The following is a 15,215-nucleotide window of genomic DNA, read 5'->3' as shown; positions in this document are numbered from 1 at the left end:
GAATAATTTAATACATTAGCCATTTAAACTTAAACCTGATTTACCAGTGTCCTATTTTCGCTCGTTCTCCATCTTTTTTATATTGTTAATTCCTTTTTTTCTTAAAGCCCAACAAGATAGGACCGAAGTTGTATCTTTTGAAGATGCTTATAAACGGAAATATCAAATCCATAAAGTCTTCGATAAAAGTTTTAAAATTGATGGTAAATTAGATGAAGAAACATGGCAGCACGAAGGGGAATGGTCTGAAAAATTTTCTCAAGTTATTCCTTTTGAGCGCGTGTTTACAGCTTCTTGGACAAGAGTAAAATTGTTTTTTGATGATGAAAACATTTATGTAGGTGTTTATTGTAAGGATGCTAATCCAGAATCAATGAATGCTTTTATTGGCAATCGAGATGATAATAGCAATGGCGATTTGATTAGTATTGCTTTCGATACCTACCATGACTATCGCGTAGCACCAGAATTTAACATCAATCTTGGAGGAAACAAAACGGATTTGACGGTTACCGATAAGTTATCGGTAAATTTAAGTTGGAATGCTGTATGGGAAGGTCGTACGCATATTAATAAAGCAGATTCATCGTGGACAGCGGAATTACGGATCCCATTTAGTCAATTGCGGTATAATCAGCAACATGATGATGGCGTATGGGGTTTGCATGTTCGTCGGATTATACGTAAAAATAATGAAGTTCAGAATTGGAGTTTAATACCCATCAAAAATAATGGGCATGTATTTTCATTTGGAGAAATGCATGGAATGAAAGATTTGCCTAAACCGAAAGGGATTGAATTTTTGCCCTATGGATTGAGTAAATTTATGAAGGAACCTCAAATAACCAATAGTCCCTATCAAAAAGGGCAAAGCTGGAAAGCCAATGCAGGTATCGATGCCAAACTAGCGTTGAATGATTATACGATGGACATTACGGTTAATCCAGATTATGGTCAAGTCGAATTAGATCCATCTGTCATGAATCTTTCCGCATATGAAGTGTTTTATGAAGAAAAAAGGCCGTTTTTTCTTGAAGGTAAACATATACTCGAATTTGATAATAACGATGGTGCCATGATGTTTTATTCCCGAAGGATTGGGGCTAGACCAACTTATTCGCCAGAAAATATAGATAATATCCAAAATTTTGCGAGCACAGCGAGCCCCATTCCTATACTGGCGGCTTTAAAACTGACTGGAACCAATAGAAATGGGGTGACCATAGGCCTGTTGGAAAGCATTACCGCCCAGACCAAGTCGCATGTCTATCGAAATGGAACAGAACGTATGGAAATAACGGAGCCCCTCACGAATTATACCGTTTCTAGAATTCAAAAAAATTGGAATGGTAATACTTTATTGGGTGGAATGTTTACGTCGACAAATAGAAAGCTTGACCAACAACATTTGAAAGACATTCTGGTAGAAAATGCACTGACCGCAGGACTGGACTTTACTCAATATTTTTCGAATCGATTATATTATATCGATGCCAAAGCCATGTTTAGCACTTTAAACGGATCTAAAGAGGCTATACTATTTAACAAACAAAATGCAACCCATTATTATCATCGTGAATCAGGCTCAAGTTATTTAAACCTTGATCCTGATAAGACCAGTTTAAATGGTACGGGTGGCTTTGTGAAAGTCGGAAAAAAAGGAAATGCACAATGGAATTTTTCGGAAGTATTTAGTTGGTCTTCCCCTGGATTTGATATCAATGATGTAGGATATATTAAACAATCAGATTATTTATTAAATGAATCAGAAATCGCTTTCCGTAAAACAGATCCCTGGGGGCCATTCCGATTTGCTGGAATAAACTTGACTCAGAAAAATTTGTGGAATTACGGTAAAGTAGCCGTAAACAATGATATTGCACTGCGTTGGCGAAGTTTAAGTACAGTACATCGAATTGAAATGGATGTGAAGGAAACTTTCAGCTGGAACTCCATAGATAGTAGGAGGTTGAGGGGAGGTCCTGATATCCGGTATAATCCCAATTTAGAAAGCATAGTCGATGTAAGTACGGATAGAGCAAAGCGTGTTGTTTTGAAAATGAGGTATGAAGGAAGATATTTTTTTAATCAACAAACTTCCTATAATCAAATACAACCCAGTATGATCTTTCGACTTGGAAATCATGTGAAATTAACGGGTCAATTTAATTATGCTTGGAATCAGGATGATTTACAATATGTAGCTAGTATCTCAGATCCGCTAAACAAGGAATATATCTTGGGTAAGATGAGGCAGAATACTTATGCGGTAACGATGAATCTTCAAGTCAATTTGACTCCAGATGTTTCCATTCAATTTTATGGTTCACCATTTACTTCTGTAGCCCATTATGAACAATTCAAAGTCGCAACAAATACCTTAGCTTCAGCTTATAGCAATCGATTTACGGCACTCAATGATCAGCAAATACAAGTTCAAAATGGAATCTATAAGGCAAATTATAACCAAAAGGAATTAACTTTTAAAGATCCTGATTTTAGTTTTAATGAATTCCGATCAAACTTAGTAGCCCGATGGGAATATAAACCGGGTTCGACGATTTATCTCGTATGGGAACATAATGGCTCCCAAAGAGCATCTTCATACCAATCCGGTTGGGGAAATAATCTCGAATCCATGTTTGGATTCCCAGCCAGTAATACCATTATGATGAAATTCAATTATTGGTTTAGCCTTTAAATTTAAATTACTGAAGAAATGAAATTAATGCATGTAAAGAATCTTAATAACAATTCTATTATACGCAGTCATTTTTTCATATTTATTTTATCAATAGTTCAAAATAAATGATCAAAGGCCTTCCGAAGGAAGGCCTTTGATAGCTAATATCTTAAATCTGATCGCTCAGATCTAATAGTAAGTTTACGCCAAAGGAGCAGGAGCTTCTTCTTCAAAAAGAGGAAGTTCTTTAATGATTTGATACCAAGAAATAATTTTTTTAATATCGGAGCTATACACCCTTGCCTCATCATGGTTTGGCGCAACTTCTCTAAAAAAGTTTCTAAGTGTAGTACCATCAGCCTTTGCATCAGGAGCCTCAGCAGTATTACTTTTTATAGCTTCAAATATATCGATAAGACGAATTTCTTCCTCTTCACCATAAATGGTAATATCTTCTAGTGTTGCCATTTTGGTGGTAGAAAGATTGACAACAGATTTTAATTTTGCTGCATCTAAAGTTTCTAATACAAATCCACCTTTATTTTGTCCAATTAATTTAAACAGTCCTGGTTTACCAGTAACCGATACTAATCCTCTTAAATTCATTATACTTGTATACTATTAATCTTCGATAATTTCAATCCCTAAAATACGGTCTCCTTGGCTAATGCTATCCACTAAGTCAACATTTTCAACCACTTTTCCAAAGCAAGTATGATTACGATCTAAGTGAGCAGTGTTGTTACGGCTGTGGCATACAAAAAATTGTGATCCGCCCGTATTACGACCTGCATGTGCCATCGATAATACACCGCGATCATGGTATTGGTTTTCTCCTGTCAATTCACAGTCTATTTTATAACCAGGACCACCTGTTCCAGGCATGCCAGTAGCGCCTTCGCGCGTATTTGGACATCCACCTTGAATGACGAAATCAGGAATTACACGATGAAAAGTTAATCCATCATAGTATCCAGATTTTGCCAGTTTAATAAAATTAGCTACAGTATTCGGTGCATCAGCTGTGTAAAATTCCACAGTCATATCGCCCTTTTCAGTTTTTATAATTCCTTTACTCATGTTATTATTTTTTCTATAATAAAACACAAAGATAAGGTTTAAAACGTAATTCAAAAAAGTAGACATTAACTTATTGTTAATGAGTTAGATATGAAGATGTTTATTGCTATATTTAACCATTTTAATACATCATTATACATTTTAAAAGATGACTTCAAAAATGGTGATTCGAGAATGGGCGGAAGCAGATAGACCCCGGGAGAAACTCTTACAGATTGGACGAAGAGCAGTTACAGATGCGGAACTATTAGCCATCATCATCGGCTCAGGAAGTAAAGAGGAAACTGCGGTAGCCTTGTGTAAAAGGTTATTGGCTTCTGTTCAGAATAATTTATTGGAACTCTCCAAATTGGATCTATTCGAACTCTGCCAGTTTAAAGGCATTGGTGAAGCCAAGGGAATTATGATTATTGCGGCCATGGAATTGGGCAGGAGAAGGCAAGATACTGAACCCCAAACACGTGTGCAATTGAACAGCAGCAAACTTGCTTATCAGTTTTTAAAAAATCAATTAATAGATCTTCCTCACGAAGAGTTTTGGGTAATATACTTGAATACAGCTTGCCAAGTGATTCATCATCAACTCATCGGACGGGGAGGTAATGATTTCACTCCAGTAGACTGCAGAATCATTATGAGAGCGGCATTAATTCATCAAGCACACGCCATGATTCTAGCACATAATCACCCCTCTGGAACGCTCAAAGCCAGTGATGCTGATTTAGTATTAACTAAAAAAATTATTGCCGCAGCCAAATTATTAGATATTCATGTCCACGACCATTTAATTTTTACCGATCATCATTATTTAAGCTTTAAAGATGAAGGTTTGCTCTAAATTTTTCCTCGCTTTCTTATCCTACATCAATGTCTAGTAAAACTTTTCTGTGGAATTTTGGTTAAACAAAAAGGATTAATATTATGGCAAAGTATAGCATACATAAAGCAAATAGTAGAGGCGATGCAAATCATGGTTGGTTACATTCTAAACATACCTTTAGTTTTGCAAATTATTACGAACCTTCACGCATGAATTTTGGAGCTCTTCGTGTTTTAAACGATGATTATGTAGATCCTGGAATGGGCTTTGGTAAACATCCGCATAGTAATATGGAGATTATTACGATTCCATTGGAAGGAGAATTGGCTCATGAAGATAGCATGGGCAATGGCTCAGTGATTCGCAAGGGAGATATCCAAGTAATGAGTGCAGGGACTGGTATTGCGCATAGTGAATACAATCATAGTAAAACAGAACCAGTAAAATTTCTTCAAATATGGGTGATTCCTAATCAAGAAGGAGTAACTCCCAGATATGATCAAAAAACCATCAATTACGACTTAGCAAAAGATAATTTCTTACAAATTCTTTCGCCTGATGCGGTTGATGACGGAGTTTGGATTTATCAAAATGCCTGGTTTCATTTAAGTGAGTTTTCTGCTGGAACAGCAAAAACGTATTCTTTAAAATTAGCAAATAATGGGGTTTACATTTTTGTGCTATCCGGTGATGTGACGGTTGATGGACATGAATTAAGTACACGCGACGGTCTAGGTATCACTAATGCTTCTCAAATCCAAATTCAAGCAAATACAAACGCTGAATTTTTAATAATGGAAGTTCCATTATAGGTTGATTAATTTTAGTTTTGAACAGCATAGTCATTTGATTATGCTGTTTTTTTTGGCACTATACTTCGATGCTGTTTGTAGGTTTTACAAGCATTTGAAGAGTTATAAAGCAAATTAATTGCTGGAATATCTTACGATTTATGACTACTTATCTATAACCGAATCATTGATATTTTTCCTTATTCTACCTTAGGTAATTTGCGGATCTCCTATGCATCTCCTACGGATCTTGTTCGGATCTTGCAGGAAAATATTCGAACAAGATCCGTTTTATATCCGATTGAAGAGCAGTGGATGAAACAAGAAAATAGCTAGCATTCTGCTTAAAACATGAAATAAAAAAATAGGGATAATCCAAGAAAAGGATGGACAGGATCGTAAAAGAAAAAATCCTTAGTTACAGCATGTGTCAGAAAATTACGCTGAAATAAGGAAGGGTATTAGAAGCCGATAAAATGAGAAATTAATTTACCGCTAAACGACAGCTTACATGATATTTATCAGTTTTTTTCCATAGCCGAAATAGGAGTATTCAGTCTGTTTTTGACAATTAAAAATATTCCAGGTTCAATTTCCAAATAACCATATTCATAGCAGAAAATATAACATTGGCCCTTACTGGTCATTAAGGTGTGGGTCAAATATTCGAAGTTAAGTCCAGCTTTGATCAGTTTTACTTTGGAAATTTTTATTCTTTGCTCATCACCTAACAAGAGTTGAAGAATTTTTCTGTTTTTGCGAAGTTTTCGGTTAATTATTCTTAACAAATTCTCTTCACTACTGTAAATTTTATTATTATACGAATTTCTGCAATGATCATCGCAAAAACGTTTATCTGTTCTACCTCGAAGGATTTGTTGACACTCTTTACAATTTCTAAGCTCCATAGCATTTTATTAAGTTTTTATAAACGTTTATAATAAGATCTAACCAATTATAATTGCTTTTTATACGGCTATATTCCAATTACAAATCGACATTTGTTTTAAAGAATAATTTTTGAAATATTCTAATTAGTTAAAATTATCATTTGTAAGTTAAAATTAAAGTTATGAGTACGTTAAAAAATTCAGTTCAGCTTATTGGGAAATTGGCATTTGATGCACAAGTGAAACTTAGTCAACAGGGTGTGAAATACTGTCAATTGAAATTGGTCACTGCAGAAAAATGGATAAAAAAAGAGGAACAAACAGCAGATTTTTTACAATGGCATCATTTAAGTGTATGGGGCGGATTGTGCCAAATTTTGGATAAGAAAGGGGTAAAGGGGAGTTCTTGGTTGGTCCAAGGGGCTTTAGTTAATAGGCAATATGTGGACAATCTAGGTGTGACTCAAAGAAGAACAGAAGTACGGGTATTGAAATTAATGTTGTTAGATAAGGAACATTTGGAAGAATTGGATGCAGAAAATATGGAGCATTCAACTAAAACTCCTACTGCTAAAGCATAAGGTATTATATGGGCCTAGAAATAGCCTCATTGTTTACTGTATGTTTGTCAGTTTTTTTATTGCATTGATGGAAGGAGAGGTATTTCCATGGAACATCTGTAAACAAGCGAAAAAATGAATTAGCGATAATTAAAAAAGGGTATCCAAATTTGTTTGGATACCCTTTTATAGGTGTTCATATGAAATTTATTTCTCCATATTCCAGCCTGCAATTTTTGCTACAGTTCTTGGAATATCGGTGTTTTCCATTTTTTTGCTGAATTTTTCTGCACCTACACCAATGGCGTATACTGGTATATAAGCGGCTGAATGCCCGCCAGTATTCCAACCAATAGAACTCGATTTATTTAAAGATTTAATGGCAAGCGCCGCAATCTTATCATTGGTGGCATATAAGCTTTTCTCCGTTTCATTTTGGTGATTCACAAAACTTTTTTCGTAAGCAGCAAAAATAGCTTCTTCTTCGTCTTTAGCAGGTTTTACCTGATTCCATAAACCGGTATGTTTGCTTAAAAATTCTTTTACTTGTTCCCAGCTTGCATTTTGGTTTTTAGTTCTAAAATCATTGATTAATCCAGATAGTGCTCCTTGAGAAATTTGTTGAAAATCAATATTTGGCAGTTTCATAGTTGAACTACTAACTCCAACACCTATACCCCCAGTTTCATGGTCTGCTGTTACAATGATTAACGTTTCATCTGGATGCTTTAAATAAAATTCATAGGCTTTACTTACTGCATCATTAAAATCTAAAACTTCTTTGATCGCTGTTGCGCCATCGTTAGCATGACAAGCCCAATCGATCTTACCACCTTCAACCATTAAGAAAAAACCTTTATCGCCTTTGCTTAAATTTTCAATGGCAGCTGAAGTAATTTCAGCAAGTTTCAAATCTGAAGCTTGTTGGTCAATAGCGAATTTCAATGCATCTGTGCTCGCTCCTTTATCATTCATCAAAATGAATTTTCCATTTTGATTTTTAGCTTTTTTATAATCCTCTAATCCATAAAGTAATTTATATCCAGCTTTTTCTAGTTGAGGGAAAATAGAAGGTGCCTTTTCTTTTTTAGCATTTTGTTCAGGTCTTAAAAATCCTGAGCCTCCAAAGAAATCAAAGTTTGATTTAATAATATCTAAACCAATCTCATAGTACATATCCCGATCAGGTTGGTTGGCAAAGAAGGATGCAGGGGTGGCATGGTCAATACTGACACTTGTAGTGATACCCACTTTCATTCCTTTTTCTTTGGCGTAATAGGCTATACTTTTGTAGGGTTTAGCGCCAATGCTATCCATTCCAATCACGCCGTTTTTAGTTTTATAACCTACTGCTAACGCAGTACCACCAGCACCAGAATCTGTGACGCCACTAGATAGGGAATAAGATGTTGCAAAAGTTGCATGTGGGAATTGACTGAAAACTAAAGGAATGGTGGAGTTTCGTTGTTTTTTAGCGGCAAGGTAGACCTCGGTAGCATGTACTTGATTTAAACCCATACCATCTCCAATCATGAAAAATATGTATTTAGGTTGTTTTTGGGCAAAGGATAATCCGACGAAGACAAATAGTGCTACGAAGAGATTAAATAGACGTTTATTCATGATGATTAGTTATTGTTTGTTGCAAAAATAGACTTTGAATGTTAAAATAACATTAATTTAAAAAATAAAGCCAATGCAAACAAAATATTACAATAGTTGTTGAGCAGTAGAAACTAATTCTATTATAAAATGGAAAACAAACTCATTCAAGCTGCGCGCGCCCTGTTTGATCAAAATTCAGTGGAATCGCTCGCAAATCAGGAGCATATTCCTGCGAATCAAATTGAAAAAGGGATTGATACCGCTATTCCAGCTTTGCTATTAAGTTTACAACAGAAATCAGCGCCAGAGATGCAAGGATTGTTAGATCGTATTCGTGCTAATTTTACTGGAAATGATTTTAATGAGCATATTCAATCTTGGAAATCAAACCCAGAAAGTTTTTCTTTGGGATTATCTGGAACCGATTTAATAGGCTCCATATTTTCAGGTAATTCATCCCAATTATTGGATAAAATTGCAGGTTTTATTGGTTTGGGAGGTAGTAATCTACTGGCTATAGTTAAAACTGCCATACCTACAGTAATTGCTGCAATCACCAATAATGGATCACGATGGAATGCACACGCAATTTCACAAGATTTAAATGAAAATAGGGCGGGATTTCTAAGTGCCTTACCTGCTGGATTAGCCTCCAGTTTATTTGGTAGTACCGATAGCGTTATTCCTGAAGTTCAGGTACACGAACCTGTCATCGACCCTGTGGAAAATGTAGTTATTAAAGATCCGATTATTCCACATGAAGAAGCTAAAATAAACCCTAGACCAACAACAACTAATGAATATAGACCTCCTGTAGTGGAAGAAGAAGCGAAGAAGTCTAGCGGTCTTTGGTGGATTTTGGTACCACTGCTATTGCTATTATTATGGTTCCTGTTTGGTAAATCATGCAATCGAGATGAAGAGGTAATAGCGGTTGACACAACAACGACGGAAATCACGCCTGTCGATACTTCGATCGGTTCAGTCCCGAGTACGGAGGTAATAAGGGAAAATATCATGGTTACCTTGCCTAATAACGAAACGATTAATGCCTATAAAGGCGGGATTGAAGATCAATTGGTAAATTTTCTAAATACTGACTATACCAATATGTCTGAAGACGATTTAAAAAATAAGTGGTTTGATTTTGATAACTTGAATTTTGAAACCGGGACATCCAATATTTTACCAGAAAGCCAAGTTCAAGTGGATAATTTAGCCGCAATATTTGCTGCATTTCCAAATCTTAAAGTAAAAATTGGTGGGTATACGGATAAAACTGGTGATGAAACACTTAATAAAAAATTATCGGATGAGCGCGCATTAGCTGTAAAGAATGCCTTGGCAGCGAAAAATGTGGGCGATCGGGTGGAAGATACCGAAGGTTATGGTTCGGAGTTCGCAAAATTTGATGCGACTGCCCCAGAAGCTGATCGAGTAAAAGATAGAAGGGTTTCTATCAGCGTACGCAAATAAGTTTAAAAGAGCTATTTTTAACGCTTTAATACAACCATATTAAACCATGCTTTATAGCTGGTTTAACTTCAAGGGCTACTTTCGAGTAGCCTTTGATGTTGCATACCTAGGATATTAAAGCCTAAATTCATTAACCAAAAAACCGCATTCTGGATTCAAGTCTTAAGAATTTTTAAATTATTGAGCTTTGATAAAAATCATTGGTTATTTTTGCGTCTATGCTTGAAAACACACAGAAAAAAATGATTCAGGATGATTTTGAAAAGTTTATACTAGACTTGAAAAGTAAAAATCGTCCTTTGGATTTTGAACTCTTTACTAAATTTTCCAGTTCCTTATTGAACTTCTATATGGGAAGCAATTTATTGCTACCAGTGGATAAATTGGAAGCAACAAAATTGCTGTGTCGATTATTCAATGCAGGTTTCAAGAATAGCATCACTAATGCGGATATTCAGCAGCTTGAACAATTTATTCTTCAGGATCCTAGTTTAGATTATTCACTCTTACAACCTGTTTTTGGTCTTTAGTGAAGCTAAACGATCTACTTAGGATTCTTGTATAGTCCATGTTAACTTGGAAGTTTGATAACCGCATGCTTCCGCATAAGCTAAATAGCTGGCTTTTCGTTCTTCAGAAATAGTTTTTTCCCTAGAAAGAATCCAGAGATAATCTAAATTATCTCCGAAGATGAGCACATCTTGATAATTTGGGTCTAATTGAACCACATTATAATTCGAATAAAAAGGCCCAAAAAAGGAAACTTTCAGTGCTCCTTCTGTTTCATCCCCTACGAATTTTGCTTTACCTACACTTTCTTTGTGTTTTCCACTATCGATATCAAACCCTTCGTTGCGTACTTTCACCGTTCCATTGTCGTTTAAGCTGTAAAAAGCACTTACGTTTTTCAGGTTTTTCTCCCATTTGAAATCAATTCTAGCAATTTCGTGCCAGTGTCCTAAATAACGCGCTATATCAAAATTTTTCACAACATCTACTTTGGAACGAACTGGTTTTAAATAATTATAGGCCACTGTTCCTAATGCGACTGCAGCTAATGCAACTAGTGATTTCTTTTTATTCATTGTCATATTTTATTAACAAAACAATTCTAAGGCCAAAAATGTTTAGGGAGATTCCTAGCTTTGTCAAAATTTAAGATTTTGTACGGTAAAGACGAAGCAAAAAAAATAAAGGAATCTTTTTGGACGAGTTTTGGTCAATACATGGCCGTGATCCCATCTGCAGATGCCCAAAAAATTAACTGGGTAAATTATAAAACAGGTATTAAACAAGTGTATTTTCGAATGGATGCCTCGAATAAGGTAGCTAGCATTTCCATGGAAATAACGAATCCTGATGCAGGTATTCGATCGTTAATATTTGATCAATTTGCGGACTATAAGGCAATGCTTAGGGAAGAGCTGGGGGAAGAGTGGATTTGGGATCGGGAATATTTTGATGATTATGGCAAACCTATGAGTCGTATTTATACGGAAATAAAGGGTGTATCTATTTTTAAGCGGGAAGATTGGCCAACCTTAATTTCCTTTTTTAAGCCTAGAATAATTGCTTTAGACCAATTTTGGTCTTCTGCACAGTATGGATTTGAATTGTTTAAATAAATTATATATAACTATGAAGTTAGTAGGAAAGTGTTTATTGATTATGCTTTTTTTTATGCAATCGCAGCAATTGTGGGCATGGGGTATGACCGGACACCGGGTGATTGCTGAAATCGCAGAGCAACATTTAAGTAAAAAAGCGAAACGGAATATTCAACAGCTTATTGGCCAACAAAAATTAGCTTATTGGTCAAATTGGGCTGATTTCATTAAGTCCTCTCCAGATACATTAATTAATAGGACTGGCTCATGGCATTTTATCAATACAGCGGGACATTTGAGTTTTGAAGAGTTTTCAAAATCTTTATCAGAATCTCCACAAGAGAATCTTTATAAAGCCTATTTAAAGGTTAAAGAACAATTGAAAAATAAAAACCTTCCCTTTGAACAACGTCAACAAGCATTATATTTCATGGTTCACTTATTAGCTGATGCACACCAACCCATGCATGTGAGTCGGGCAGAGGATTTAGGAGGAAATAAAATAGACATTACTTTTTTTGGTAGACCCGGTAATATTCACCGAGTTTGGGATAGTGATTTGGTTGACAATGAAAAATATTCATTCATGGAATATGCGGAGGTTTTAGATTATGACAAGCGATTCTATAAGCAATACACCAATTCTACTTTGGAACAATGGTTGTATGAATCCCATCAGCTTGCCGATATGATTTATCAAGATGTAGCGCAAAACAATAAACTTTCTTACGATTATATATTCAAGTTTAAACAACCGATGGAAACTTGTTTGTTAAAAGCGGGCTTACGTTTAGCTAAAGAATTGAACGATATTTTCGGTTAACTGAAAACGTAGCTTTTAGGAGTTAAAGCTTAGCAAAGGTCTTAACTTAAAAAACCCCATTCTCGAATGGGGTTTTTTAAGTTAAAAATATCAATGATTTAAGTGAAAGCTTTTAAATACAGCTTTTTCACTGCTAGCTCCTTGCACATGAAGTCCAGGCCTTGGACTTCGATCCCAAGGTGCAAGATCCTTGATGCTGAATTGATCCGGCTGATCCTGGCTTAGGCCCTTCCAATTACCGGTATCGTCTTTGTAAGATGCGGTAGCTCTTAGATCGTCTTGCGTTTCGATTTTTATTTCCAAACTACTGGCTTGAGATGGAAGCTTAATCTCTTGAAGAATGGTAAATTCTTTATCATGAGCCTTCCATAACAGAAGTTTATCGCCTTTGACACCTAATCCAATCGCTTTATTGATATCTCCATACACCGTCAATCCTTTCAATGCTATGGCAGATGATTGCTTAAGATCAACTGTTGTAGTTATGGAATAACTTGTATTTGTAGGTTTCCAAGTGAGCACTTGACCCACACGATTTTCTGCAGTTACTGTGCCTGAAAGGGCTAATCCGTTTTTTGTAAACTGTTTAATTGGTTTTGAAAATCGGAAATCCCATTGGGCAAATAATTGAGTTGGTTTTAATTTTTTGAAGTCAATATGTACATCTCCATACTTTTTAGTATTGGTACTGGGAATAAATTCGAATACGGGTTGATCTTTATCAGACCATAACAATTTTGCTAATAAACCTTCTCTTCCAGTGTACACATTTCCTTTTTTACTATATCCATGAAACAAGTAGTATTGGTCTCCTTTGCTATCATGAACAAATGTACCATGGCCCATACATTTCCAATCTTCGTTGCTGCCTAGTAATACGGCTTGTCCCACATCCTCATATGGTCCTTTAAAAGATTTGGAGCGTACAGCTTGTACATGGTAATTACAGCCAGCACCGCAACAGGCTCCTGCGGAATAAAATAAGTAGTAATATCCATCTTTTTTCACAAAACTTTGCCCTTCAATACCAATTTTAGCGCTGTCTAAGAGGAGGGAAAAGGGTTCGCCTTCTAATCGTAAGCCATCATTGGATAATTTACTCCCAATTAATTCAATGGGTCTTTGATCTAAACCATAGGCTTTCCAAGTCATATATAATTGATTGCCTTCTTGTACAACATAGGCATCGATAGATTCGGTGCCGTAAGCGACGACGATACCTTGATCGACAAAGTCGCGATCGGGATACTTGGAGGTTGCTACACCGATGCAGGAAACTTGGTCTCCTTTGCGTTTGGCAGAATAGTAAAGGTAATAGGTTCCATTTGCATAGAAATACTCGGGTGCCCAAAAGGAAGATGAAACCCATTCAGGTGGTTCGGAAAAAACAAATCCTTCCTGCTTCCATTCGTTCAGATCTGTGGAAGAATAAATAGGTAGGTGTGGTCCCCATTCACTGGAAGTTCCTACTGCATAGTATTTGTTATTGGCAAATATGACCGTTGGGTCCGGAAAATCTCCAGGTATACTCGCCTGGGTTTGGGCAGTTGATTTTCCTAAGCAAAAGAATAATATGAGTGCATAGCTAATCGAAATGCTCAGTATAAGAATGCGGTTTTTTATCATAGGTTTATAATTGTTATAGTGAAAATAACAATAATTCTTTGAATAAAAAAGTGGCTATTATGAATAAGCTAAATAGATTAAGCAAAAACAGGCACTCCTGTCTTTTTACGAGGGTTTTGCGCTTTAATTATCTAATGTCCAATCGAAAAAACTACCTTCAGCCAAGAGCTGTGTGGGTTCACTGCGAAATGAAAAATCCATATAATCTGAAGCGCATGCTAAGGTATCCGCACAGCAAAACTGCCTGTCGATTTTAAATGCAATCCTAAATCGTCCTGTATGATAGGCTTCCTGATATTCGAATCTTGTAACGTTCATTTCCGAAAGCATAGGTGCTCCATCTTTATTTTGTAATTGATCAAAAATATAGCTTTTCAAAGCGGATAAAGTTTCTTCAGGCAGGTAGGAAAGCAATCGATTTGGATCTTGTTCCAGTTTGGATAAGTGGATGGCAGGTGCTGCGATTTGGAATTTAAATACCTGGGTACTCATGTTTTAATCTTTTTAAGAGCTGTTCGTGATCTGGAAAATAATGCTTTGTCTTAGCCGGTGTAACTTCGCTAGATGGCTTAAGGGCTTGTACTGCTAGGTAGACAATATACTCATTGGTTCTTAAATTCAACAATTGATTGTTTTTATTGAAGACAATATTTTTGGTTTCTAAATCAACGAGGAAAGGTTTTGTTTTTAATTTTTTGAAAATAAGCTCATTACTCATCAACTGTAGTTCTTCCTCCCATTTACTGATCATCGTAATCATTGTTTCATAAAAAACAGCTTCCTGAATTTTCTTGATAAATGTTGGTTTACTGATATCGGTGTTTTTGTTGGTGAAATAATGAATTATGGATTGCTTTAAATATGCTTTTTGTTTTCCAGTTCTATATATTTTAACGGGATAAAGCTGGTCAAATAAGTTTAATTTGACATATTCTAATACATTTAATTCCTCCTTGGAGCTGATAAACTTAGCAGGCTTATATTCTTTTACATATTGTATGACATCCGCCAGGGAAAGTAGTGCATGTGCATAAATGCAGGGTAATTCTGGATTAGCATAGTCAATATAGATACCTTCTTGATTTGTACTAATGAGTTTATATTCTTTACCAGCAATGGGGATATTCATATGGTCGAATATAACCCTTTTCTAAATAATATTTTAACAGATGTATTTTAAAACATAAAATAGTTACTTCGGTGTTTTTATTAGATTTATTATGTTTGCATAAGAACGCGTAGCGTTGGTTGGAT

At 35.7% G+C, this 15,215-nt stretch carries 16 protein-coding genes; 8 read left to right on the top strand and 8 right to left on the bottom strand.

The window, feature by feature from the left end; all coding sequences use genetic code 11:
• The first annotated feature begins 46 nt into the window (after nt 1-46).
• Nucleotides 47-2,701 (top strand): DUF5916 domain-containing protein, encoded by a 2,655-nt coding sequence (locus ACFRAE_RS01085; protein WP_422795264.1) that lies wholly within the window; start codon nt 47-49, stop codon nt 2,699-2,701.
• Nucleotides 2,702-2,884: 183 nt separating this feature from the next.
• Here ACFRAE_RS01085 and ACFRAE_RS01080 read toward each other — a convergent pair whose 3' ends face one another.
• Both ACFRAE_RS01080 and ACFRAE_RS01075 read right to left on the bottom strand, forming a co-directional pair.
• Nucleotides 2,885-3,289, bottom strand: a complete 405-nt coding sequence (locus ACFRAE_RS01080; RefSeq protein ID WP_422795263.1) for a DUF5606 domain-containing protein — start codon at nt 3,287-3,289, stop codon at nt 2,885-2,887.
• A 15-nt stretch (nt 3,290-3,304) separates the two neighbouring features.
• On the bottom strand, nt 3,305-3,763 hold the full coding sequence (locus ACFRAE_RS01075; RefSeq protein ID WP_422795262.1) for a peptidylprolyl isomerase: 459 nt from the start codon (nt 3,761-3,763) through the stop codon (nt 3,305-3,307).
• A gap of 148 nt (nt 3,764-3,911) precedes the next feature.
• Between ACFRAE_RS01075 and radC the strand changes: the two genes are divergently transcribed.
• Both radC and ACFRAE_RS01065 read left to right on the top strand, forming a co-directional pair.
• Entirely contained in the window at nt 3,912-4,601 is a 690-nt protein-coding gene (gene radC, locus ACFRAE_RS01070) for a RadC family protein (RefSeq protein WP_422795261.1), read from the top strand.
• An 83-nt stretch (nt 4,602-4,684) separates the two neighbouring features.
• Complete coding sequence (locus ACFRAE_RS01065; protein ID WP_422795260.1) at nt 4,685-5,395, top strand: pirin family protein; 711 nt, start codon at nt 4,685-4,687, stop codon at nt 5,393-5,395.
• Between the two features lie 500 nt (nt 5,396-5,895).
• Here the strand turns inward: ACFRAE_RS01065 and ACFRAE_RS01060 are convergent, their stop codons facing one another.
• Nucleotides 5,896-6,282, bottom strand: coding sequence for a hypothetical protein (locus ACFRAE_RS01060; RefSeq protein WP_422795259.1), 387 nt, complete (start codon nt 6,280-6,282; stop codon nt 5,896-5,898).
• 164 nt (nt 6,283-6,446) lie between these two features.
• On the opposite strand from ACFRAE_RS01060, the gene ACFRAE_RS01055 reads away from it, so the two are divergent.
• Complete coding sequence (locus ACFRAE_RS01055; protein ID WP_422795258.1) at nt 6,447-6,845, top strand: single-stranded DNA-binding protein; 399 nt, start codon at nt 6,447-6,449, stop codon at nt 6,843-6,845.
• A 186-nt stretch (nt 6,846-7,031) separates the two neighbouring features.
• Here ACFRAE_RS01055 and ACFRAE_RS01050 read toward each other — a convergent pair whose 3' ends face one another.
• Nucleotides 7,032-8,447 (bottom strand): alkaline phosphatase, encoded by a 1,416-nt coding sequence (locus ACFRAE_RS01050; RefSeq protein ID WP_422795257.1) that lies wholly within the window; start codon nt 8,445-8,447, stop codon nt 7,032-7,034.
• Nucleotides 8,448-8,576: 129 nt separating this feature from the next.
• On the opposite strand from ACFRAE_RS01050, the gene ACFRAE_RS01045 reads away from it, so the two are divergent.
• Nucleotides 8,577-9,905, top strand: coding sequence for an OmpA family protein (locus ACFRAE_RS01045; protein ID WP_422795256.1), 1,329 nt, complete (start codon nt 8,577-8,579; stop codon nt 9,903-9,905).
• Between the two features lie 218 nt (nt 9,906-10,123).
• Complete coding sequence (locus tag ACFRAE_RS01040) at nt 10,124-10,435, top strand: hypothetical protein (RefSeq protein WP_422795255.1); 312 nt, start codon at nt 10,124-10,126, stop codon at nt 10,433-10,435.
• A gap of 18 nt (nt 10,436-10,453) precedes the next feature.
• Here the strand turns inward: ACFRAE_RS01040 and ACFRAE_RS01035 are convergent, their stop codons facing one another.
• Nucleotides 10,454-10,996, bottom strand: a complete 543-nt coding sequence (locus ACFRAE_RS01035; RefSeq protein ID WP_422795254.1) for a lipocalin family protein — start codon at nt 10,994-10,996, stop codon at nt 10,454-10,456.
• Between the two features lie 54 nt (nt 10,997-11,050).
• On the opposite strand from ACFRAE_RS01035, the gene ACFRAE_RS01030 reads away from it, so the two are divergent.
• Together ACFRAE_RS01030 and ACFRAE_RS01025 are read left to right on the top strand one after the other, a co-directional pair.
• On the top strand, nt 11,051-11,530 hold the full coding sequence (locus tag ACFRAE_RS01030) for a DUF4268 domain-containing protein (RefSeq protein WP_422795253.1): 480 nt from the start codon (nt 11,051-11,053) through the stop codon (nt 11,528-11,530).
• Nucleotides 11,531-11,543: 13 nt separating this feature from the next.
• Complete coding sequence (locus ACFRAE_RS01025) at nt 11,544-12,335, top strand: S1/P1 nuclease (RefSeq protein WP_422795252.1); 792 nt, start codon at nt 11,544-11,546, stop codon at nt 12,333-12,335.
• A gap of 90 nt (nt 12,336-12,425) precedes the next feature.
• Here the strand turns inward: ACFRAE_RS01025 and ACFRAE_RS01020 are convergent, their stop codons facing one another.
• From ACFRAE_RS01020 to ACFRAE_RS01010, 3 genes are all read right to left on the bottom strand, one after another.
• Nucleotides 12,426-13,961 carry a glycoside hydrolase family 43 protein gene (locus ACFRAE_RS01020; RefSeq protein ID WP_422795251.1) on the bottom strand — a complete coding sequence of 512 codons (1,536 nt, stop codon included), beginning with the start codon at nt 13,959-13,961 and terminating at the stop codon, nt 12,426-12,428.
• A 123-nt stretch (nt 13,962-14,084) separates the two neighbouring features.
• The gene (locus ACFRAE_RS01015; protein WP_422795250.1) at nt 14,085-14,453 is read right to left on the bottom strand and encodes a hypothetical protein; all 369 of its coding nucleotides are present in this window, start codon (nt 14,451-14,453) and stop codon (nt 14,085-14,087) included.
• Nucleotides 14,434-15,090, bottom strand: coding sequence for a hypothetical protein (locus ACFRAE_RS01010; protein ID WP_422795249.1), 657 nt, complete (start codon nt 15,088-15,090; stop codon nt 14,434-14,436). Before ACFRAE_RS01010 ends, ACFRAE_RS01015 begins: the two co-directional genes overlap by 20 nt.
• Between the last annotated feature and the right edge of the window lie 125 nt (nt 15,091-15,215).

Source organism: Sphingobacterium sp. HJSM2_6 (assembly GCF_049316305.1).
Lineage (GTDB): Bacteria > Bacteroidota > Bacteroidia > Sphingobacteriales > Sphingobacteriaceae > Sphingobacterium.
This window is presented reverse-complemented; position numbering and strand designations above follow the sequence as displayed.